This window comes from Microbispora bryophytorum, assembly GCF_043197435.1.
GTDB lineage: Bacteria > Actinomycetota > Actinomycetes > Streptosporangiales > Streptosporangiaceae > Microbispora > Microbispora bryophytorum.
The window spans coordinates 494,537-515,355 of record NZ_JBICTF010000005.1 but is presented as its reverse complement, the minus strand read 5'-3'; the positions used below and the strand labels follow the sequence as shown (position 1 = coordinate 515,355).

General features: G+C 74.7%; 18 protein-coding genes and 3 riboswitches. Of the genes, 7 read left to right on the top strand and 11 right to left on the bottom strand.

All coding sequences use genetic code 11. The features are described from left to right. Positions 1-447 precede the first annotated feature (447 nt). The gene (gene tsaA, locus ACGFIB_RS19840) at positions 448-867 is read right to left on the bottom strand and encodes a tRNA (N6-threonylcarbamoyladenosine(37)-N6)-methyltransferase TrmO (RefSeq protein ID WP_393373744.1); all 420 of its coding nucleotides are present in this window, start codon (positions 865-867) and stop codon (positions 448-450) included. Positions 868-900: 33 nt separating this feature from the next. On the opposite strand from tsaA, the gene ACGFIB_RS19835 reads away from it, so the two are divergent. Together ACGFIB_RS19835 and ACGFIB_RS19830 are read left to right on the top strand one after the other, a co-directional pair. Continuing rightward, positions 901-1,509: a YceI family protein gene (locus tag ACGFIB_RS19835; protein ID WP_223853354.1), complete on the top strand. Its 609-nt coding sequence runs from the start codon at positions 901-903 to the stop codon at positions 1,507-1,509. A 72-nt stretch (positions 1,510-1,581) separates the two neighbouring features. Continuing rightward, the gene (locus ACGFIB_RS19830; RefSeq protein ID WP_393374133.1) at positions 1,582-2,397 is read left to right on the top strand and encodes an NAD-dependent protein deacetylase; all 816 of its coding nucleotides are present in this window, start codon (positions 1,582-1,584) and stop codon (positions 2,395-2,397) included. Positions 2,398-2,404: 7 nt separating this feature from the next. Here the strand turns inward: ACGFIB_RS19830 and ACGFIB_RS19825 are convergent, their stop codons facing one another. Together ACGFIB_RS19825 and ACGFIB_RS19820 are read right to left on the bottom strand one after the other, a co-directional pair. Next, positions 2,405-3,160 (bottom strand): CbtA family protein, encoded by a 756-nt coding sequence (locus tag ACGFIB_RS19825; protein WP_357243378.1) that lies wholly within the window; start codon positions 3,158-3,160, stop codon positions 2,405-2,407. Between the two features lie 10 nt (positions 3,161-3,170). Continuing rightward, on the bottom strand, positions 3,171-3,383 hold the full coding sequence (locus ACGFIB_RS19820) for a CbtB domain-containing protein (protein WP_393373740.1): 213 nt from the start codon (positions 3,381-3,383) through the stop codon (positions 3,171-3,173). 30 nt (positions 3,384-3,413) lie between these two features. Beyond that, a riboswitch (cobalamin riboswitch) is annotated at positions 3,414-3,577 on the bottom strand. A 64-nt stretch (positions 3,578-3,641) separates the two neighbouring features. Here ACGFIB_RS19820 and cobF point away from each other — a divergent pair. Genes cobF through ACGFIB_RS19800 form a run of 4 tightly spaced genes read left to right on the top strand, consistent with a single transcriptional unit; the run spans position 3,642 to position 7,109 of the window. Then, positions 3,642-4,400, top strand: a complete 759-nt coding sequence (gene cobF, locus ACGFIB_RS19815; protein ID WP_142570822.1) for a precorrin-6A synthase (deacetylating) — start codon at positions 3,642-3,644, stop codon at positions 4,398-4,400. Then, positions 4,397-5,632 carry a precorrin-6y C5,15-methyltransferase (decarboxylating) subunit CbiE gene (gene cbiE, locus ACGFIB_RS19810; protein ID WP_393373737.1) on the top strand — a complete coding sequence of 412 codons (1,236 nt, stop codon included), beginning with the start codon at positions 4,397-4,399 and terminating at the stop codon, positions 5,630-5,632. Before cobF ends, cbiE begins: the two co-directional genes overlap by 4 nt. After that, positions 5,629-6,381, top strand: a complete 753-nt coding sequence (gene cobM / locus ACGFIB_RS19805) for a precorrin-4 C(11)-methyltransferase (RefSeq protein ID WP_142570826.1) — start codon at positions 5,629-5,631, stop codon at positions 6,379-6,381. Before cbiE ends, cobM begins: the two co-directional genes overlap by 4 nt. Next, positions 6,369-7,109: a cobalt-precorrin-6A reductase gene (locus tag ACGFIB_RS19800; protein ID WP_393373734.1), complete on the top strand. Its 741-nt coding sequence runs from the start codon at positions 6,369-6,371 to the stop codon at positions 7,107-7,109. Before cobM ends, ACGFIB_RS19800 begins: the two co-directional genes overlap by 13 nt. On the opposite strand, the gene ACGFIB_RS19795 is transcribed toward ACGFIB_RS19800, so the two are convergent. The 3 genes from ACGFIB_RS19795 to cobG are packed head-to-tail and all read right to left on the bottom strand — an operon-like array spanning position 7,097 to position 10,379. After that, the gene (locus tag ACGFIB_RS19795) at positions 7,097-8,593 is read right to left on the bottom strand and encodes a precorrin-2 C(20)-methyltransferase (protein ID WP_357243365.1); all 1,497 of its coding nucleotides are present in this window, start codon (positions 8,591-8,593) and stop codon (positions 7,097-7,099) included. The genes ACGFIB_RS19800 and ACGFIB_RS19795 overlap by 13 nt on opposite strands. 6 nt (positions 8,594-8,599) lie before the next feature. Next, complete coding sequence (locus ACGFIB_RS19790) at positions 8,600-9,226, bottom strand: precorrin-8X methylmutase (RefSeq protein ID WP_357243362.1); 627 nt, start codon at positions 9,224-9,226, stop codon at positions 8,600-8,602. A gap of 16 nt (positions 9,227-9,242) precedes the next feature. Next, positions 9,243-10,379: a precorrin-3B synthase gene (cobG, locus tag ACGFIB_RS19785; RefSeq protein WP_357260111.1), complete on the bottom strand. Its 1,137-nt coding sequence runs from the start codon at positions 10,377-10,379 to the stop codon at positions 9,243-9,245. Positions 10,380-10,478: 99 nt separating this feature from the next. Beyond that, a riboswitch (cobalamin riboswitch) is annotated at positions 10,479-10,601 on the top strand. A 53-nt stretch (positions 10,602-10,654) separates the two neighbouring features. Here cobG and cobN point away from each other — a divergent pair. Next, positions 10,655-14,254, top strand: a complete 3,600-nt coding sequence (cobN, locus tag ACGFIB_RS19780; protein WP_393373730.1) for a cobaltochelatase subunit CobN — start codon at positions 10,655-10,657, stop codon at positions 14,252-14,254. Here cobN and ACGFIB_RS19775 read toward each other — a convergent pair. From ACGFIB_RS19775 to ACGFIB_RS19755, 5 genes are read right to left on the bottom strand one after another with little or no spacing between them, the layout of a single operon-like run. Continuing rightward, entirely contained in the window at positions 14,212-15,570 is a 1,359-nt protein-coding gene (locus ACGFIB_RS19775; protein WP_393373727.1) for a cobyrinate a,c-diamide synthase, read from the bottom strand. The two genes, cobN and ACGFIB_RS19775, sit on opposite strands and share 43 nt — an antisense overlap. After that, on the bottom strand, positions 15,564-16,166 hold the full coding sequence (cobO, locus tag ACGFIB_RS19770) for a cob(I)yrinic acid a,c-diamide adenosyltransferase (protein ID WP_208762183.1): 603 nt from the start codon (positions 16,164-16,166) through the stop codon (positions 15,564-15,566). Before cobO ends, ACGFIB_RS19775 begins: the two co-directional genes overlap by 7 nt. A gap of 1 nt (position 16,167) precedes the next feature. Next, positions 16,168-18,255, bottom strand: a complete 2,088-nt coding sequence (locus ACGFIB_RS19765) for a VWA domain-containing protein (protein ID WP_393373724.1) — start codon at positions 18,253-18,255, stop codon at positions 16,168-16,170. Further along, positions 18,252-18,809, bottom strand: a complete 558-nt coding sequence (locus tag ACGFIB_RS19760) for a histidine phosphatase family protein (RefSeq protein ID WP_393373722.1) — start codon at positions 18,807-18,809, stop codon at positions 18,252-18,254. The genes ACGFIB_RS19765 and ACGFIB_RS19760 overlap by 4 nt, the downstream gene beginning before the upstream one ends. After that, positions 18,803-20,350: a cobyric acid synthase gene (locus ACGFIB_RS19755; protein WP_393373719.1), complete on the bottom strand. Its 1,548-nt coding sequence runs from the start codon at positions 20,348-20,350 to the stop codon at positions 18,803-18,805. The genes ACGFIB_RS19760 and ACGFIB_RS19755 overlap by 7 nt, the downstream gene beginning before the upstream one ends. Positions 20,351-20,380: 30 nt before the next feature. After that, positions 20,381-20,576: riboswitch (cobalamin riboswitch) on the bottom strand. Positions 20,577-20,819: the final 243 nt, after the last annotated feature.

The following is a 20,819-nucleotide window of genomic DNA, read 5'->3' as shown; positions in this document are numbered from 1 at the left end:
GCCGCGTGCCGCGCCGCGGCGGCCCGGCGACGGACGCCTTCACGGGGGCGCCCCTCGAATCGACCGGCCCAGGCCCGGTGGGAGCCCGAGTAGAGGCGGCTCTGCCTGGGCAAACGCCCTGTCGTCAGGGAGACCCCTCGCGGGGCGCGCGGAGCCGGCGGCTGTGCGGACGCTCTTGACGGCTGTTAGCGGCGGACCTAAAATTCGGCCCGAAATTGCAGTTCGAGTCCGAAAGTTTCCGATCGATTACCGGTAATTGCTCGCGTGCCGGGCCGAGCGGGCGGAGCCGGACGGCGGCCGGTCATGGGGTCGCATCGGCGCGAAATCCCGTGTCGTCGAATTCCGCATGCCCGCCATTTCGCAAACGCCGCTCGCATTCATCGGCTTCGCCGGGCGACGGGAAGGGTCGATCTCCTGATCTACAGCGTAAAGGAGCTCGGACGGTCGTCAGCGCTCGGTCGCGTCCAGCACGGGCTTGACGTCGATGACGGGGGTGCCGTCGATCGCCTCCAGCGGGTGCACGCGCAGGCCCCGGGCCGGGTCGGCCTCCAGGACCGTGGCCCGGTGCAGGCCGATCGGGTTGGGGCGGTCCGGGGAGCGTGTGGCGAACACGCCGGTCAACGGGTTGCTCGTCTCCCCGCGCGGGTGGACCCGCAGGGTTTCGCGATCGGCCTGGTGAAACCAGGTGAGGACGAGCACATCGTCGCCCGCCGTCACTCCGTCGAGGGCCTGCGAGAAGGCCGGGTCGACCTCCAGCCAGGCGTCCGGCGCCCCCTCGCGCCCCTGCCGCGGCGCCTCGGCGAGATCGGTCAGCACGGACCGTACGACGCCGACGGGCCGCACGGTGAACGTCTCGGGCTCACTCATGATCCGTCTCCTTCGGGTGATTGGATCACCACGATGTCATCCCGCGCCGACATCTCCGGCCCGTTCCGCGGGAATGCCCACGAAATGGACGTCGAGGCGGGCACGTACGCGCTGGGGCCGAGGTCCGGCCGGCTCCTGGTCCTCACCGGCCGCGCGGGGCTGGGCGCCAAGGCCGGGCACGATCTGACCATCGAGGTCACCCGGTGGCGGGGCGAGGCGGTGGTGGAGCCGGACGACCCGGCGGCCTGCCGGGTGACGGTGGAGGCCGAGGCGGCCTCGATGCGGGTCCGGGAGGGCACGGGCGGAGTCAAGCCGCTCACCGACTCCGACCGCGTCGAGATCGAGAAGAACATGCGTGACAAGGTCCTCAAGGCGGATCAGCACCCTCTGGTCACGTTCCGGTCGACCCGGGTCGAGGGCGATCCCGAGGCGTTCCGCGTCGAGGGCGAACTGACGATCGTGGGCGTCACGCGGCCGGCCGTGGTGGACGGTGCGCTGGCGGAAGGGCGGGCCCGGGGACGGGCGATCGTCACGCAGTCCGGGTGGGGCATCCGCCCCTACTCCGCGTTCTTCGGGGCGCTCAAGCTGCGTGACGAGGTCGAGATCATCTTCGACGTCCGGCTGGGGGAGGGGCGGGGCTGACATGTGTGATGCTTCGGGCACCATGGATGAGTGACTGTGGTGCGTGATGCGGGGATTGCCGAGCGGTGGGGGATGCTGGCCGATCTCGTGGCCGACGGAGAGGTGGTGGTCCTCAGCGGGGCCGGCCTGTCGACCGAGTCCGGGATCCCGGACTACCGGGGGGAGACCGGCCGCAGGCGCAGGGCCGAGCCGATGACCTACCAGACGTTCGTGAGCAGCGACGCCGCTCGCAGGCGCTACTGGGCGCGCAGCCATCTGGGGTGGCGTCACATCGTGGACGCCTCGCCCAACTCCGGGCACCACGCGGTCGCCGAGCTGGAGCGCCGTGGCCTGGTCGCCGGGATCATCACGCAGAACGTGGACGGCCTGCACCAGGCGGCGGGCGCGCAGAAGGTCGTCGAACTGCACGGCAGTCTGCATCGGGTGCGCTGCCTGACCTGCGGCCACCGCACGTCGCGGCACGGGCTGGACCGGCGGCTGCGCGCGGCCAACTCCGGCTGGCCGGCCCGCACGAAGGTGACCGACGCGGTGATCAACCCCGACGGCGACGCGGTCCTGGCCGTGGACGAGATCGAGACGTTCCGCACGGTGGACTGCGGGGGCTGCGGCGGCGTGCTCAAGCCCGACGTGGTGTTCTTCGGCGAGAACGTGCCGCCGTCCCGGGTCGAGGAGTGCTACGCGCTGACCGAGCGGGCCGGTCTGCTGCTCGTCCTGGGATCCTCGCTGACCGTCATGTCCGGGTATCGATTCGTCCGGCACGCCGCCGCCCGCTCGATCCCCGTCGCGATCATCAACCAGGGGCCGACCCGGGGCGACGGCGAGGCGCTGATGACCTTCGACGTCCCTCTCGGACCGGCCCTCACCTCTCTCCTGGAGGCCCTCGGCTGATGCGGAGTCAGGCGGTCGCGGCCGGATGCGCTCGCGCCCCGGCGCGGGCGCCCTGGCGCAGGGAACGCTCGGTGAGGCCGCCGAACAGCAGTCCGATGGCGGCCCACAGGACGAACTGGACGCCGAACGACGACACCCTGAACCACCAGAGGGTGTCGGCGGGGAAGTCGCCGGAGACCTCGTTGATCCGGGGCAGCACGGCGTACGAGACGCCCACGAGGACGGCGTAGACGGCGATGCCCGCGAGGGTCGCGTTCCAGCCGCCCAACCGGGGTGACAGGGCGCGGCCCGCGTACGCCGCGACCGCGGCGGCCAGCAGGGCGATCAGGATCATCGTGAAGTGCAGCGCGGTCCGCCGGCCGATGGTGTCGGGGTTGCCGACGGCCGGGGGATTGGGCGGGTACTTCAGGACGGGGGTCACGTACACCGCGACGAATCCGGCGGACGCGACGACGAGGGCCGTCGCGCGGGCGCCGAGGGCGCCGAGGCGGCCGTGCGCGAAGGCGTACGCGATGGAGAAGAAACCGCCGAGTGCGGCGCCGTAGACGAGCAGGGCGGTCAGGAGGCCGGCGGTCTCCTGGACGATCCGGCTGACGAGTTCGGGCTCGGCGGCCTCCCCGGTCGCGGCGGCCCGGGTCTCCTCGATGGAGATGGCCGCGGCGACCTGGGGTTCGCCGGCGAACCAGGCCACGACGTAGGCGAGCAGCGCGGCCGCGAGGCCGACGAGCATGCCGCGCACCAGCAGGGCGCGCATGGTGGGCATCGGGCGGGCCTCAGTGGCAGGGGAAGCCGAGAAGGTGGCGGCCGTCGTGCACGAACTCGTGCACGATGTGCCCGCTGATGAGGTGGGTGGCGCCCTGCTCCGCGCCGACGAAGTAGACCAGGATGAGCCCGACCACGGCGGCGAAGATCGCCCAGGGCAGAATCTCGCGTACGGGGATGGTGACCGGCAGGGGCCGGGATACGGGAATGGCCGGCTGAGCCATGTGCCTTCTCCTCACGGGGTCGCTCGCCCCGGTGATGGAGGACAACGGGTCAGTGTCCTGACTCCCGGGTCATCGTGTCGCCCGACCTTCCAGCCGTCTCGGCCGTGGTCACCAGCGGGGACACTCCCCGGTCACAGTGGCGGGACCGTCCTGGATTCGCACCAGGTTCCTGCACACCGTCGCCTCTGTCTGTATTTGTCCTCTAGAGCGTGCACCGTCGGCATAGGTACGTCAAGCCGTGGTCCATACTCGTGACCTATGAAGCGCGTCCTCATCATCGGCATCGGAGCCGGGGACCCAGCCCACCTCACCTTCCAGGCCGCCGCGGCGATCGCGTCGGCGGACGTGTTCTTCCTGCTCGACAAGGGTGCGGAGAAGGACGGCCTGGTGCGGCTGCGGCGCGAGCTGATCGCGGCCCACGCGCGGGAGCCGTACCGGACGGTGGAGGCCCGCGACCCGGAACGTGACCGGACGAGCGGCGCCTACGCGGAGGCGGTGGCCGACTGGCGGGCCCGCCGGGCCGGCGTCTACGCGCGGCTCATCGCCGACGAGGTGCCCGAGGACGGCGTCGGCGCGTTCCTCGTCTGGGGCGACCCCGCCCTCTACGACAGCACGATCGCCATCGTCGAGGACGTCCTGGCCAGGGGCGGGGAGCCGTTCGACTACGAGGTGATCCCGGGGATCAGCAGCGTGTCGGCGCTGGCCGCGCGGCACCGCGTCAGCCTGACCAGGGTCGCCAGGCCGCTGCACATCACGACCGGCCGCCGCCTGCCCGCCGACGTCGAGGCCGCCGACGACCTCGTGGTGATGCTCGACGCGGGATGCGCGTTCGCCGACCTGCCGGAGGCCGCCGACGCGGACGTCTACTGGGGCGCGTACGTCGGGACCGAGGACGAGATCCTCCTCGCCGGGCCGGTGCGCGAGGTCGCGGGCGAGATCCGGCGGCTCAGGGCGCAGGCGCGGGAGGCGCACGGCTGGGTCATGGACACCTACCTGCTCAGGAAGCCCGCTCGATGAGGCCGGTGCCGGTCGTCGGGATCGGCGCGGACGGCTGGGCCGGTCTCACCGACACCGCGCGCGCCGAGCTGGTCGCCGCGGACGTCGTTGTCGGATCGGCCAGGCAGCTCGCGCTGCTGCCCGCGTCGGTGGCCCCCGAGCGGGTGCCGTACCCGTCGCCGCTGGTCGAAGGGCTGCCGGGGCTGCTCGATGCGCACGCGCGGCGCGCGGTCGTGGTGCTGGCGAGCGGCGATCCCATGTTCTTCGGGATCGGCGCGACGCTGGCCCGGCTGCTCGGACCCGAGCGGCTGCGCGTGCTGCCGCACGTGTCGTCGGTCACCCTGGCCTGCGCGCGGCTCGGCTGGCCCGCCGAGGACGTCGAGACCGTCAGCCTGGTCGGGCGTCCGCTCGCCGCGCTGACCGCCGCGCTCGCGCCGGGCCGCCGCGTCCTCGTCCTCAGCGCCGACGCGGACACGCCCGCGCGGGTCGCCGCCCTGCTGACCGAACGGGGCTACGGGGCGAGCCGCGTCACCGTCCTCGGCGATCTCGGCGCGGCGACCGAATCGCGCCACGACGGCACGGCGGCCGACTGGACAGGCGCCGGCTGGACGGGCGCCGGGCCGATGCCGGCCCTGAACATCGTGGCGGTGACCTGCGCCGACGTCCCGGACGCCGAGCCACCGGGATGGGCGTCCGGGCTCGCGGACGGCGCGTACGAGTCGGACGGTCAGCTGACCAAGCAGGAGGTGCGCGCGGTCACCCTGGCCAAGCTGGCGCCCCTGCCGGGCGAGTTGCTGTGGGACGTGGGCGCGGGTTCGGGAAGCGTGGCCATCGAGTGGCTGCGCGTCCATCCCTCGTGCCGGGCGGTCGCCGTCGAGCGCGACCCCGTGCGGGCGGACCGCGTCAGGCGCAACGCGGACACGCTGGGCGTGCCGCGCCTGCGCGTCGTCACCGGGTCCGCGCCGGACGCGCTCCACGGCCTGCCGGCCCCGGCGGCCGTCTTCGTGGGCGGCGGCGTGACGGGGGCCGGCGTGGTCGAGACCTGCTGGGACGCCCTCGCCCCCGGCGGAAGGCTGGTGGCGAACGCGGTCACCGTGGAGTCGGAGGCGGCTGTCGCCACGTGGCGCGCCCGGCTCGGCGGGGACCTCGTGCGGGTGTCGGTGCAGCGTGCCTCCCCGGTGGGCGGCTTCACCGGGTGGCGTCCCCTGATGCCGGTGACCATTTGGACGGCGCGGAAGGAGCGCGAGCAGTGACGGTTCGATTCATCGGTGCGGGACCCGGCGCGGCCGACCTCATCACGGTGCGCGGGCTGCGCGCCCTGCAGGCGGCCCCGGTCTGCCTGTACGCGGGGTCGCTCGTGCCACGCGACCTGCTCGCCGACTGCCCGCCCGGCGCGCGGCTCGTCGACACCGCCGACCTCACCCTGGACGAGATCATCGCCGAGATGACGGCGGCGCACGAAGCCGGGCTCGACGTGGCGCGCCTGCACTCGGGCGATCCCTCGCTGTTCAGCGCGGTCGCCGAGCAGATGCGCAGGCTCGACGCGCACGGTGTGCCGTACGAGGTGGTCCCCGGCGTGCCCGCCTTCGCCGCCGCCGCCGCGGCGCTGGGGCGGGAACTCACGGTGCCCGAGGTGAGCCAGACCATCATCCTGACCAGGACGTCGGCGCGCGCCACCAAGATGCCGCCCGGCGAGGACCTCGCGACGCTGTCGGCCAGCCGCGCCACGATGGTGCTGCACCTCGCCGTGCAGCGGATCGGCGCCGTCGTGGCCGAGCTGCTGCCCGCGTACGGCGCGGACTGCCCGGTGGCGGTCGTCGCGCGGGCGAGCCGGGACGACGAGGAGATCATCAGGGGCACCCTGGACGACATCGCCGACCGGGTGGTCGCGGCGGGGATCAAGCGGACCGCCGTCATCGTGGTGGGCCGGGCGCTGGCCGCGCAGAAGTTCCGCGACAGCCACCTCTACTCGGCCGAGCGGGATCGGGCGTGCTCGTCCTGATCCTCGGCGGCACCGCGGAGGCGCGGGCGCTGGCGGCCGGGCTGGCCGCCCTGCCCGGCCTGCGGGTGGTGTCGTCGCTGGCCGGTCGGGTCGCCGACCCCCGGCTGCCGGTGGGCGAGGTCAAATCCGGCGGCTTCGGCGGCCCGGAGGGGCTCGCCCGGTGGCTCACCGAGCACGGCCCCGGCGCCGTGGTGGACGCCACGCATCCGTTCGCGCGGACGATGAGCGAGTCGGCGGCGCGCGCGTGCGCGGCGACCGGCGTGCCGCTGCTCGGGCTGCGGCGTCCCGGCTGGCCGCAGGGGCCGGAGGACGCGTGGCTGCGGGTGCCGTCGCTGAAGGCCGCGGCGGACGCGCTTCCCCGCCTCGGCAGCCGGGTGTTCCTCACCACGGGCCGCCGCAGCCTGCCGGTCTTCGCGCCGGTGACCGGGCTGTGGTTCCTGGCCAGGTCGGTGGACCCGCCGGAGCCGCCGGTGCCCGCGAACGTCCACGTGATCCTCGATCGGGGGCCCTACACGGTGGCGGGGGAGCGCGCCCTGATCGGCGAGCACCGGCTCGACGTGCTGGTCACCAAGGACAGCGGCGGTGAGCTGACCCGCGCCAAGCTGGTCGCGGCGCGCGAGCTCGGGCTGCCGGTCGTCATGGTGGACCGGCCACCGGCGCCCGGCGGCGTCACCCAGGTGACGGACGTCGCCGACGCCGTCACCTGGGTTCGCGATCACGCGGGATAGCGGCGCGGCGTGTAAACGGTCGCCCGGCCGGCGCGTTCGACGACGCGAGTGGTGGACGAGCCGATGATCAGCAGGCAGCGCATGTCGATCGTGGCCGGGTCGAGGTCGCCGAGCGTCGTGACCGCGACCGACTCCTGCGCGCCGCCGACGTCGCGGCCGACGACCACGGGCGTGGCCGGGTCGCGGTGTTCGAGCAGCAGGTCACGGGCCGCGGCGACCTGCCAGGTGCGGGTCTTCGACGCCGGGTTGTAGATCGCGAGCACCAGGTCGGCGCGGGCCGCGGCGGAGATCCGGCCCGCGACCACCTCCCACGGCTTGAGCTGGTCCGACAGCGACAGCACGCAGTAGTCGTGGCCGAGCGGCGCGCCGGCCCGGCTCGCCACGGCCTGCGCGGCGGTCAGACCGGGCACCACCCGCACCGGGACGTCCGCGTAACGCGGGTCGGCGGCGGCCTCCAGCACCGCGGCGGCCATCGCGAACACCCCCGGATCGCCCGACGACACGACCGCCACCCGCGCCCCGGCGACGGCGAGGTCGAGCGCGTGACGCGCGCGTTCGGCCTCGACCCGGTTGTCGGTGCGGTGCCGGTTCTGCCGCGGGTTGGGCGCGACGCGGTCCACGTAGGGGCCGTATCCGACCAGGTCGGTGGCCCCGGCGAGGACCTCCTGCGCCTCCGGGGTCAGCCAGGGCCGTCCCGCGGGGCCGAGGCCGACGACCGCGACCTCGCCGGGACCGGTGCGTTCCGCGGTCTCCGGCACGAACGTGAGCTGGGCCGGGCTCGGGATCAGCGCCAGCGAGAAGTACGGCGCCTGGCCGGGCTCCACGTCCTTGAGCGGGGCGACGCGCTGGGCGTCGGTGGTGGCGCGTTCGACATACCAGGCCTCGTCGAGACGGCCCGCCTCGGCGAGGGCGTCGCGCACCTTCTCGAACGTGCGGCCCAGCTTGAGCACCGCCGCGGAATCCGCGCCGCGCAGTCTCTCCGCGAGCACGTCGGCGGGCAGGGTCCCGGGCAGGACCGTCAGCGTCTCGTCGCGTTCGACCAGCGGGCGGCCGAGCACGGCCGACGCGCCCGCGATCGACGTGACGCCGGGGACGACCTCGGCCGGGTAGCGGTGCGCCAGCCGCTTGTGCATGTGCATGTAGGAGCCGTAGAAGAGCGGGTCGCCCTCGCACAGGACGACGACGTCGCGCCCGGCGTCCAGGTGGGCGGCCAGCCGGGCCGCGCAGTCGGCGTAGAAGTCGTCGAGCGCGCCCTGGTAGCCGCCGGGGTGGTCGGTCGTCTCGGTCGTCAGGGGATACTGGAGCAGCTCCTCCACCTGGCCGTCGCGCATGTGGTGGGCGGCGATCGAGCGCGCGATGCTGCGGCCGTGCCGGGCGGCGTGGTAGGCGATCACGTCGGCCGCGCCGATCAGGCGGGCGGCCTTGACCGTCATCAGTTCGGGGTCGCCGGGGCCGAGGCCGACGCCGTAGAGGGTACCTGTCACGTCACGTCACTCCTGCTCGCTGGCGATGGCGTTGATCGCCGCCGCCGTCATGGCACTGCCGCCCCGGCGGCCGTGGACAACCAGAAACTCCAGGCCGGACGCGGCGAGGGCGCGCTTGGACTCGGCCGCGCCGATGAAGCCGACCGGGACGCCCAGCACGGCGGCGGGCCGTCCCGCGCCCCGCGCGACCAGTTCGAGCAGCCGGAACAGCGCGGTCGGGGCGTTGCCGACGGCCACGACCGCGCCGTCGAGGCGGTCGAGCCACAGGTCGAGGGCGGCGGCGCTGCGCGTGGTGCCGAGCCGCTCGGCGAGCGCGGGCACCCGGGGGTCGTTCAGTGTGCAGATGATCTCGTTGGCGGCCGGCAGGCGTTTCCTGGTGACACCGGAGGCCACCATCTGCGCGTCGCACAGCACGGGCGCGCCCGCCAGCAGCGCGGCGCGCGCCTTCGCGACCACGGCGGGGGAGTAGCCGAGGTCGGCGACCAGGTCGGTCATGCCGCAGGCGTGGATCATGCGGACCGCGACCCTGGCCACGTCGGCGGGCAGGCCCGTCAGGTCGGCCTCGGCCCTGATGGTCGCGAACGACCGCCGGTAGATCTCCGCTCCGTCGCGGACGTAGTCGTGCTCGGGCACGGGTACCCCTGTTCGTTCAATGGCTCACGCGGTAGCCGCCGGGCGTGGCGACCACATCGGTGACCCGCCCGCGCGGACGCCCGCAGCGGCGCTCGCACCCGGCCCAATGCAGGAGCCCGTGCGGCGCCCCAGCAGGCAGCTCGGGCATACCGGTCTCCGCCCAGCGCAGCGCGTCGGCCTGGACGTCGGCCAGGGCCTTCGCGCAGCCGGGCCGCCCGGTGCAGGCCGACAGCCGGGCGTACGGGGAGGCGGGATCGGTCACCAGACCCGCTCCGGTGAGCGCGGCGGTCACCGGCCCGGCCGCCTCGGGGGCGAGATCGGGCAGCACGACGGTACGCCACGGCGTCAGCCGCACCTCGGCGGGGGTCAGGTCGGCGAGCAGGCCCGCCTGCGCGGTGGTGAGCCGGCCGAGCGGCACGATCACGTCGACCGCGATTCGCCCGTCCACCTGCGCGAACACGCCGCCCTTACGCGGTTCGGCGGCCGTCACGGCCACGGGCGCGCGGCCGGGCAGGCGGGCGGCGATCGTCGCGGGGCCGTCGGGGAGCTCGGCCACCCGCCAGGCGTCCCCGCGTACCGACTGGAAGACCTCGGCGGCGGCGAGAGCGACGGCGACGGCGTCGCCGGCGGTCACCGAGCCGACCGGCTCGCCCGCGAGCAGGAGCGTCACATCCCCGCCGGGGTGAGCAACGGGGTGCGCGGCGAGCGTCACGTCCGCGCCGAGCCCGAGGACGTCGCCGGTGCCGTCGTCGAGCGCGAACAGGAACCGGCCGGGCAGATCGGCCAGCGTGGGACGCCCGCACAGGCCCGCGTCCAGCGCCGCCACCAGCGGCCGGACGTCGAGGACGCTCGTGGCCGACCGGCCGCTGAGGGGTGAGGCGACGATGTTGCGCACGCGTTCGTGGGTTGCCGAGGGCAGCAGCCCGGCGGCGGCCGTCCGCGTGGCGAACGCGGCCGGGTCGGCCAGCCCGCGCACCTGGACGTTGGCGCGTGAGGTGAGCTCGATGACGCCGTTGCCCAGCTCTTCCGCGCAGGCGGCCAGCTCGCGCAGCGCGCCGGCGGTCAGCGCGCCGCCGGGCACGCGGACGCGCGCCAGGGCCCCGTCCGCGGCGGCGTGCACCTGGAGCGCGCCGGGGCAGGCGTCCCGAGCCACGCGTCCGGAAATGCCACCTATGACCACAAGCAGGATGCTAACGCCAGTTTTTCGATCAGGCCTCCGTCCCGTAAGGTCTGCGGTGAACGATGGCAAGCGGAGGAAGCCGGTGTGAATCCGGCGCGGTCCCGCCACTGTGACCGGGGAGCGAACCCCACCACACGGCCACTGTCGGAAGACGGGAAGGCCGGGGTGAGCGTCGATCCGGGAGCCAGGAGACTCCTGCCGTCGTACCGCCACGACCCGGGGCGAGGACCCCGAGGGAGGACCCTGCCATGCGCACGGACGAGCCGCTCATCGCGCTGCTGTCCACGTCGGACACCGATCTGCTGAGCGCGCGCGCCAGCGGGGCGGCGTTCCGCCTGGGAAACCCGGCCCGGCTCACCGTGGACGACCTGCCCGCCCTGGTCGAGGGGGCCGGCCTCGTGGTCGTCCGGCTGCTCGGCGGGCGGCGCGCCTGGGAGGACGGGCTGGACGCCCTGCTCGCCGGCCCGCGCCCGGTGGTCGTCCTCGGCGGCGAGCAGGCCCCGGACGCCGAGCTGATGGAGCTGTCCACGGTGAGCGGCGGGGTGAGCGGCGGCGTCTGCGCCGAGGCGCACGCCTATCTCGCGCACGGCGGCCCGGCCAACCTCGCCGAGCTGCACGCGTTCCTGTCGGACACGGTCCTGCTGACCGGTCGCGGCTTCGCGGCCCCGGCCGCCACCCCGACCTGGGGCGTACTCGAACGCGACGCCCGGCCCGGCGACGGCCCGGTGATCGGCGTGCTCTACTACCGGGCGCACCACATGGCGGGCAACACCGGCTTCGTCACCGCGCTGTGCGAGGCGATCGAGGACGCGGGCGGCCGGGCCCTGCCGGTCTTCTGCTCCTCGTTGCGCACCGCCGAGCCCGAGCTGCTCGACGTGCTGCGCCGCGCGGACGCCCTCGTCGTGACCGTGCTCGCGGCGGGCGGATCGCGGCCCGCGACCGCGTCCGCGGGCGGGGACGACGCGGCCTGGGACGTCGGCGCGCTCGCCGGCCTCGACGTGCCCATCCTGCAGGGCCTGTGCCTGACGACCGGCCGCGCCGAGTGGGAGGCCGGCGACGACGGCCTGTCGCCGCTGGACGCCGCCTCACAGGTCGCGATCCCCGAGTTCGACGGGCGGATCATCACGGTGCCGTTCTCGTTCAAGGAGATCGACGACGACGGCCTGACCGTCTACGTCGCCGACCCCGAGCGCGCGGCCCGGGTCGCGGGCATCGCCGTCCGGCACGGCCTGCTGCGTCACGTGCCCCCGCGGGACAAGAGGCTCGTCGTGATGCTGTCGGCGTATCCGACGAAGAACTCGCGGGTCGGCAACGCCGTCGGCCTGGACACCCCGGCCAGCACGGTCAGGCTGCTGGCCCGCCTGGCCGAGGAGGGCTACGACCTCGGCGACGGGTTCCCCGGTCAGGCCGCGCAGGACGGCGACGCGCTGATCCACGCGCTCATCGCCGCGGGCGGCCAGGACCAGGACTGGCTCACCGAGGAGCAGCTCGCGGCCAACCCCGTGCGCATCCCCGCCGAGACCTACCGCGCCTGGTACGACACGCTGCCCGCCGGCCTGCGCGCCGGCGTGGAACGCCACTGGGGCGCACCGCCCGGCGAGCTGTTCGTCCACGAGGGCGACATCGTGCTCGCGGCGCTGCGCAGCGGGAACGTCGTGGTGATGGTCCAGCCCCCGCGCGGCTTCGGGGAGAACCCGATCGCGATCTACCACGACCCCGACCTGCCGCCGAGCCATCACTACCTGGCGGCCTACCGGTGGCTGTCGGCTGGGGAAGGCACAGGGTTCGGCGCGCACGCCATGGTCCACGTCGGCAAGCACGGCAACCTGGAGTGGCTGCCGGGCAAGGCGGCGGGCCTGTCGGCGTCCTGCGGCACCGACGCGGCGATCGGCGACCTCCCGCTCGTCTACCCGTTCCTGGTCAACGACCCCGGCGAGGGCACCCAGGCCAAGCGCCGGGCGCACGCCGTGCTCGTGGACCACCTGGTGCCGCCGATGGCCAGGGCCGAGACCTACGGCGACATCGCCCGCCTGGAACAGCTCCTCGACGAGCACGCGACGATCGCGGCGATGGACCCGGCGAAGCTGCCCGCGATCCGCGCCCAGATCTGGACCCTCATCCAGGCCGCCCGCCTCGACCACGACCTCGGCCTGAGCGAGCGCCCGCACGACGCCGAGTTCGACGAGTTCATCCTGCACGTGGACGGCTGGCTCTGCGAGGTCAAGGACGCCCAGATCCGCGACGGCCTGCACGTCCTCGGCGCGGCCCCGACCGGCGAGGCCCGGGTGAACCTCGTGCTGGCCATGCTGCGCGCCCGCCAGATGTGGGCCGGCCGCGAGACCCTGCCCGGCCTGCGCGAGGCGCTCGGCCTGGCCGAGGACGGCAGCGCCGCGACCGGCGTCGTGGACCGCGTCGAGGCCGAGGCCCGCGCGCTCGTCACCGCCATGGAGGAACGCGGCTGGGACCCGGCCGCCGTCGCCGATGTCACCGGCGACCCGGCGGTCGCGCGGGTGCTGACGTTCGCGGCGACCGAGGTGGTGCCGCGCCTCGCGCGCACCACCGACGAACTCGACCACGTGCTGCACGCGCTCGCCGGGGGGTATGTGCCCGCCGGGCCGTCCGGGTCGCCGCTGCGCGGGCTGATCAACGTGCTGCCGACCGGCCGCAACTTCTACTCCGTCGACCCGCGCGCCGTGCCGAGCCGCCTCGCCTGGGAGACCGGGCAGGCCATGGCGGACTCCCTGCTGGCCCGCTACCGCGCGGAGACCGGCGCGTGGCCGCGCTCGGTCGGGCTGTCGGTGTGGGGGACCAGCGCCATGCGCACCGCCGGCGACGACATCGCCGAGGTGCTCGCGCTGCTCGGCGTGCGGCCCGTCTGGGACGAGGCGTCGCGGCGCGTCACCACGCTCGAACCGGTGCCGCCGGCCGAGCTGGGCCGCCCGCGGGTGGATGTGACGGTGCGCATCAGCGGGTTCTTCAGGGACGCGTTCCCGCACGTGGTGGCCATGCTCGACGACGCCGTCCGGCTCGTCGCGGGGCTGGAGGAAAGCCCCGAGGACAACTACGTGCGCGCCCACGTGGACGCCGACCGGGCCGCGCACGGCGATACCCGGCGTGCGACGCTGCGCGTGTTCGGGTCGCGTCCCGGCGCGTACGGCGCGGGCCTGCTGCCGCTCATGGACAGCGGCAACTGGCGCGACGACGCCGACCTCGCCGAGGTGTACGCCGTCTGGGGCGGCTACGCCTACGGCCGCGACCTCGACGGCGCGCCCGCCCGCGAGGACATGGAGAACGCCTACCGCCGAATCGCCGTCGCGGCCAAGAACGTGGACACCCGCGAACACGACATCGCCGACTCCGACGACTACTTCCAGTACCACGGCGGCATGATCGCGACCGTCCGCGCGCTGACGGGCCGCGCGCCCGCCGCGTACGTGGGCGACAGCACCCGTCCCGACGCGGTCCGCACCCGGACCCTGTCGGAGGAGACCGCGCGGATCTTCCGCGCCCGGGTCGTCAACCCCAACTGGCTGGCCGCGATGCGCCGCCACGGCTACAAGGGCGCGTTCGAGCTGGCCGCGACGGTGGACTACCTGTTCGGGTACGACGCCACCACCGGCGTCGTCGCCGACTGGATGTACGACACGCTCGCCTCGGCGTACGTGCTGGACCCGGTCAACCGCGACTTCATGGCCGCGTCGAACCCGTGGGCGCTGCACGGCATCGCGCAGCGCCTCCTGGAGGCCGCCGAGCGGCGCATGTGGGAGCACCCCGACCCCGATGTGCTCGCCGGGGTGCGCGAGGCCTACCTCGCGATCGAGGGCGACCTCGAAGAGGGTTCGGCGTAGGCCAGCAGCCGCCGCGCGAGCTGTGGCGCGCCCGCCCAGTGCAGGTGCAGGTAGGACGCGGTGAGCCGGGCGTCGCCGGCCCCGTCGGCCCCGCCGGCACCGTCCCGCCACCGGAAGACGGGCTGCCCGCCGCCGGTGATCACGGTCCGGTGGAACTCGTGGCCGCGCAGCCGCTCGCCCTGCCGGGTGAGCAGCGTGTCGCGTACGGCCACGGCGTCGCGGTATCCCAACGTCAGCCGGTCGGTCATCCGCCCCACTCCCGGCACCCGGCCGCACATCGGACGGCCGTCCAGCTCCTCGCAGAGATAGAGCAGGCCCGCGCACTCGGCCGCCACCGAACCGGGGAAGGCGGCCACCTCGGCGCGCAGCCGCTCGTTGGCCGACAGCTCCGCCGCGTACATCTCGGGGAAACCGCCGCCGACGACCAGCGCGGACGCGCCCTCGGGCAGGGACTCCTCGCGCACCGGATCGAACACGGCGACCTCGGCCCCGGCGGCGGCCAGCATCTCCACGTGCTCGGCGTAGCCGAACGTGAACGCCGCGCCGCCCGCGACCGCCACCACCCGCCGTTCGCCGGGTTCGCGTCCGTCCGACGGGTCCCACGGTTGCCCGGTGAGCGGGGACGCCGTCGCGGCGAGGCGTACGAGACCGTCCAGATCGCACGAGTCCGCCACGAGCGCGCCGAGCCGGTCCACCGCCGACACGGCGGCGGGCAGCCGCTCCGCCGCCGGGACCAGTCCGAGGTGCCGAGACGGCGTCATCACGGCGTCGTCGCGGCGGACCGCCCCCAGCACGGGGACCCCGGTCTCCTCCAGCGCGGCCCGGCACAGCTCCTCGTGGCGCGCCGACCCGAGACGGTTCAGCACCACGCCCGCCACCCGCACCCGCGGGTCGAACGTCGCGAACCCGTGCACCAGCGCCGCCACCGACCTGCTCTGCTTCCCGGCGTCCACCACGAGCAGCACGGGCGCGCCGAGCAGCCGCGCCACGTGCGCGGTCGAGGCGAAGTCGCCCTCGCCGCGCCCGTCGAACAGCCCCATCACGCCCTCGACGACCGCGATGTCACAGCCCGCGGAGCCGTGCAGGAACAGCGGCGTCACCTGGTCCTCGCCGGTCAGCCAGGGGTCGAGGTTGCGGCCGGGACGCCCGGCGGCCAGCGTGTGATACCCCGGGTCGATGTAGTCGGGGCCCACCTTGAACGGCGCGACGCGCAGCCCGCGCGCCGCCAGCGCCGCCATCAGCCCGGTGGCCACGGTCGTCTTGCCGCTCCCCGAGGCCGGGGCGGCGACCACGAGACGCGGGACGCCGGTCACCACTCGATGCCCTTCTGACCCTTCTGCCCGGCGTCCATGGGGTGGCGGACCTTGCCCATCTCCGTGACGAGGTCGGCGGCCTCGACGAGCCCCGCCGGGGCGTCGCGGCCGGTGATGACGACATGCTGCGCACCCGGCCGGCCGGCGAGCGCCGAGATCACATCGTCGAGGTCGATCCATCCCCACTTGAGCGGGTAGGTGAACTCGTCCAGCACGTAGAAGCGGTAGGTCTCCGCCGCGAGGTCGCGCTTGATCTGCTCCCAGCCCTCACGCGCGTCGGCGGCGTGGTCGGCCTCGGTGCCCGGCCGCTGGATCCACGACCAGCCCTCGCCCATCTTGTGCCAGGCGACCGTGCCGCCCTCGCCGCTCGCGCCCAGCACGGTCAGCGCGCGCTCCTCGCCGACCCGCCATTTGGCCGACTTCACGAACTGGAACACGCCGATCGGCCAGCCCTGGTTCCAGGCGCGCAGCGCCATCCCGAACGCGGCCGTCGACTTGCCCTTCCCCGGGCCCGTGTGGACCATCAGCAGCGGCCTCGTCCGGCGCTGCCGGGTCGTCAGGCCGTCGTCGGGTACGTTCTCCGGCTTGCCCTGCGGCATGTCAGCCCGCCTTCCTTCGATCGCGTACGAGATCACCGAGCGACTCCAGCGGAAGCACGCGCGCGCCCAGTCGCAGGGCGAGCGCCTGCGCCATGCCCAGGCGGACCGGGCCGCTCTCGCAGTCCACGACCACCGAGGTCACACCGGCGAGCGCGGCGGCCGCGCGGGCCACGTCGCCGCCGGAGGTCGCGCGGCCGTCGGTCACGACGACCAGCAGGGGGCGGCGGTCGGGGTCGCGGAGCCGTTCCACGCGGAGCACCTCGGCGGCGGTGGCCAGGCCCTCGGCGAGCGGGGTGCGGCCGCCGGTCGGGAGCGCCCGGAGGCGGGCCGCGCCGGCTTCGACCGACGAGGTCGGGGGGAGCGCGACCGTGGCGCCCGCGCCCCGGAAGACGACGAGGCCGATCTTGTCCCTGCGCTGGTACGCGTCCAGCAGCAGGCTCAGCACCGCCGTCTTGACGGCCGTCATCCGCCTGCGCGCGCCCATCGAGCCGCTGGCGTCCACGACGAACAGGACGAGGTTGCCTTCGCGGCCTTCGCGGACGGGCTCGCGCAGGTCGTCCCGCCTGAGGACCAGGCCGGGGCCGCGCCTGCCGCGGCGCAGCTGGTGCGGGGCGGCGGCGAGGAGGGTCGCGGGAAGGTCGATGCCGGCGGGGCCGGCGCCGGTCGGAACGCGGGCGCCGATCGTCCGGCCGTGCCGTCCCCGGCCGCTCGACCGCCGCCCCGCCACGCCCGCCCCGACCCCGGCGACCTTGAGCACGGGAACGCGGAAGGGAGCACCGGCCGCCGCCACGTCTTGGGGGCGATCGCCGGAGCCGGTGCCGGAGCCGGACCCTTCGGAGGGGCCCGCAGCGCCTTCGGGAGCGGCGTCGGGAGCGCCTTCGGGACCGCCTTTGGGAGCGCCGTCGGGGGCGCCTTCGGGAGCACTTTCGGGAGCACTTTCGGGGGCGGCGGGCGCGCCGTCGCCGGCCCCCGAGCCGCCCGAGCCGCCGGAGCCGGGCCCGCCGGAGTCGTCGGGATCCTCGGGGCTTTCGGGTTTGTCGGGGTCGTCGGGGGCGGCGGGCTCGGTCTGGTCCAGGAGCTCGTCGAGAAGACGCTCGTCCAAGCCGGGCGCGTCGAACGGATCCCGGCGACGCCGGTGGGGCAGTGCCAGCCGGGCCGCCACCCGGACGTCCTCCCGGGTCACCACGTCCCGGCCCTGCCACGCCGCGTGCGCGACCGCCGCGTGCGCCGTGACGAGGTCGGCCCGCAGCCCGTCCACCTCGAACCCCGCGCAGACGGCCGTGATCTGCCGCAGGCGAGAGTCGGGCAGCCGCACCGAGCCGAGGGCGGCGCGGGCACGCGCGATCCGTGCGGCCAGGGCGGCCTCCTCCGAGGCCCAGCGCGCGGCGAACGCCTCCGGATCGGCGTCAAAGGCGAAGCGCCGCCGTACGACCTCGGCACGCTCGTCCGGCTCCCGTGTCGCGCGCACCTCCACGGTCAGCCCGAACCGGTCGAGCAACTGCGGCCGCAGCTCGCCCTCCTCCGGATTCATGGTCCCCACGAGCAGAAACCGCGCGGCGTGCCGTACCGAGACGGTCTCCCGCTCGACGTAGCAGACCCCGAGAGCGGCCGCGTCGAGCAGCAGGTCCACGAGGTGGTCGTGCAGGAGGTTGACCTCGTCCACGTAGAGCACGCCGCGATGGGCCGCCGCGAGCAGCCCCGGCTCGAACGCCTTCACGCCCTCGGTCAGCGCCCGTTCCAGATCGAGCGAACCGACCAGCCGATCCTCGGACGCCCCCACCGGAAGCTCGACGAGGGACGCCGCCCGCAGCGCTCCGGCCGCGTCGGCCCCGCCGGCAGCGGTGGTCTCGTGCGGCCCGTCGGGGCAGCCGGGGTCCGGCGCCCCGGGATCGCAGTGGAACCGGCACCCCGCCACCACCGCCACCCGCGGCAACTGCGCCGCCAGGGCGCGCACGATCGTGGACTTCGCGGTCCCCTTCTCCCCGCGGACGAGAACGCCGCCGACCCGGGACGAGACCGCGTTGAGCACCAGGGCCAGCTTCAGATCGGCGAGTCCGACGACGGCGCTGAACGGATAGGCGGGGTTCACAGGGTGGCTTTCCGGTTGACGTAGGCGATCCGCCAGCCGCCGTGCCGGGCGGCCAGCTTGGTGCGGGACAGCGGGGCGATGTCGAAGGACGCGGCTCGCGTCGCGGTCAGGCCGAGCGCGTGCGCGAGCGCGGCCCGGATGGGCCCGGCGTCGCAGACCGCGACCACGCGGGCGGCATCCGGCCGTACCGACTCCAGCCACTCGGCCACCCGCGCGCCCAGCCCGGCGAGACTCTCCCCGCCGTGCGGGGTGGCGCCGGGGTCGGTCAGCCAGGCGGCGAGACCCTCGGGCTCGGTCTCCGCGATCTCCGCGAACGGCCTGCCCGCCCACGTGCCGTAGTCGGCCTCGGCGAGCGCGCCGGCCACGACCGGCTCCCGCCCGGACGCGGCGCGCGCGGTCGCCACGGCCGCGGGCCAGGGCGCGGCGAAGACCACCGCGTCCTCGGGCAGGGCCGGCGTGGCCGCCTGCGCCAGCCCCGACGGGTCGGCGTCCTCCGGCGTGGGGAAACAGGCGCGCCGCGTGCCCGGCGTCCCCGCCTGGCGGATGATCAGCATGGGCCGCCCGCGCCGCCCGCGCCGCCCGCGCCGCCCGCGCCGCCCGTGCCGGGGGCGCCGGGTGGCAGGGTCCGCAGGCCCGGCGTGGGCCCGCTTGCGATGAGCGAGATCAGTGCGTCGGTGTCGACGTTGCGCTCGACCAGGTCGCCGAGCGCGTCCAGCCGCGCCTCCCGCAGCCCCGCGAATGACAGCGACGGATCACCGCGGAACTCCCGCCCCGCCGCCCGCGCCACCTCTCCGAGGAAGGCTCGCCGGAACCCGTCGTTCTCCAGCGCGCCGTGCCAGGTCGTGCCCCACACGTTTCCGGCGCGGGACCCGTCGAGGAACGGTTCGCCGCCGTCGCGGGTGACGACCCCGTGGTGGATCTCGTACGCGCGTACCGGATGCCCGTAGCCCTCGCCGGCCGGCCGGCCGAGCGTCTTGTCCGGCGCGAACGTGACGTCGGCGGGGAGCAGCCCCAGGCCGGGCACGGTGCCCGCGCCGGACTCCACGTGGTCGGTGATGGTGCGGGCGAGCATCTGGTAGCCGCCGCAGATCCCGAGCACCGGACCCGTCCTGCGGACGACGGCGTCGGCGATGCCGGTGTCGCGCAGCCAGGCCAGGTCGTGCACCGTGGCCCGCGAACCCGGGAGAACCAGCAGGTCGGCGTCGGCGCAGGCGGCGGGTGAGGTGACGAAGCTGACCGTGACTCCAGGCTCGGCGGCCAGCGCGTCCACGTCGGTGAAGTTGGAGATGCGCGGATACCGCACGACGGCCACCCGCAACGCGCCGTCGACGGGCGCGCTCGCCGCGTGCGCGGGCCGGGTGTCGAGCGACAGCGAGTCCTCGACGTCCATCCACAATCCGTCGAGCCACGGCACGACCCCGTAGACCCGGCGCCCGGTCAGCCCTTCGATCATGTCCAGCCCCGGCGCGAGCAGCTCCCGCGCGCCCCGGAACTTGTTCACGATGAATCCGGAAATATGCGCCTGGTCGGCGGCGTCGAGCAGCGCGACCGTGCCGTACAGGTGCGCGAAGACGCCACCGCGGTCGATGTCACCCACGACGATCACCGGCAGCCCGACGGCTCTGGCCAGGCCCATGTTCGCGATGTCCCCGGCCCGGAGGTTGATCTCGGCGGGGGACCCCGCCCCCTCGCAGATCACCACGTCGAACTCGCCGGCCAGCCGCCGATACGACTCCACGGCGATCGCGCGCAGCTCGTCGCGGCGCGCGCCGTATTCCATGGCGTCCACGTCCGCGACCGGCCGTCCGCGCACGACGATCTGGCTGCGTCGGTCGCTGCCCGGCTTGAGCAGGATCGGGTTCATGTCGGCCGTCGGCTCCAGCCCGCAGGCGGCCGCCTGCACGGCCTGCGCCCGCCCGATCTCCGCGCCGTCGGCGGTGACATAGGAGTTCAGCGACATGTTCTGCGCCTTGAACGGCGCGACCCGTACGCCGCGGCGGGCCAGCCACCGGCACAGGCCGGTCACCAGCACGCTCTTCCCGGCATCGGAGGTGGTGCCCGCGACAAGCAGGCCGCCGCCGGGCATCCCGGCCATGGGATGTCCCCCCTGGGGGTGTCCGCGCCCCCGGTCGAAGGTCCGACGGCCGGAGTATCCTGGCTCCCGGATCGGCGCTTCCCTCAGCCTTCCCGCCCGTGCAGGGCAGTGGCGTGGTGAGGGTCGCTCCCCGGTGACAGTGGCGGGACCGCGCCGGATTCACACCGGCTTCCTCCACGTCCGTCGCTTGCGGTGGTCAACATACACCTTCGTGCCGGATGTTTCGCAAGTGTGCCTCTATGTACGTTCCAGCGTGGCGATCATGGAGAACGGCTCGTTCTTCGCGCAGGGGCACGCGCGCGGCGCCGGGGGCCGTCCAGGTCGAAGTCGAACACCCGGGCCACGCAGAGTGGCGCGACCCGCCGGGCTCCCGTGAGCAACGGCCCCACCGCAGGCATGCAGCCCTCCTCGGCCCGTTTCCCCTCACCTCAGATGAACGGAACGCTGGTGCTCCTCGATCATGCTTGCC

Coding starts and splice junctions, on each gene's coding strand:
- tsaA (WP_393373744.1), bottom strand. CDS start 867: ATGAGTGAGCCCGAGACGTTCACCGTGCGGCCCGTCGGCGTCGTACGG.
- ACGFIB_RS19835 (WP_223853354.1), top strand. CDS start 901: ATGTCATCCCGCGCCGACATCTCCGGCCCGTTCCGCGGGAATGCCCAC.
- ACGFIB_RS19830 (WP_393374133.1), top strand. CDS start 1,582: ATGCTGGCCGATCTCGTGGCCGACGGAGAGGTGGTGGTCCTCAGCGGG.
- ACGFIB_RS19825 (WP_357243378.1), bottom strand. CDS start 3,160: ATGCCCACCATGCGCGCCCTGCTGGTGCGCGGCATGCTCGTCGGCCTC.
- ACGFIB_RS19820 (WP_393373740.1), bottom strand. CDS start 3,383: ATGGCTCAGCCGGCCATTCCCGTATCCCGGCCCCTGCCGGTCACCATC.
- cobF (WP_142570822.1), top strand. CDS start 3,642: ATGAAGCGCGTCCTCATCATCGGCATCGGAGCCGGGGACCCAGCCCAC.
- cbiE (WP_393373737.1), top strand. CDS start 4,397: ATGAGGCCGGTGCCGGTCGTCGGGATCGGCGCGGACGGCTGGGCCGGT.
- cobN (WP_393373730.1), top strand. CDS start 10,655: ATGCGCACGGACGAGCCGCTCATCGCGCTGCTGTCCACGTCGGACACC.
- cobO (WP_208762183.1), bottom strand. CDS start 16,166: ATGCCGCAGGGCAAGCCGGAGAACGTACCCGACGACGGCCTGACGACC.
- ACGFIB_RS19760 (WP_393373722.1), bottom strand. CDS start 18,809: ATGCTGATCATCCGCCAGGCGGGGACGCCGGGCACGCGGCGCGCCTGT.
- ACGFIB_RS19755 (WP_393373719.1), bottom strand. CDS start 20,350: ATGGCCGGGATGCCCGGCGGCGGCCTGCTTGTCGCGGGCACCACCTCC.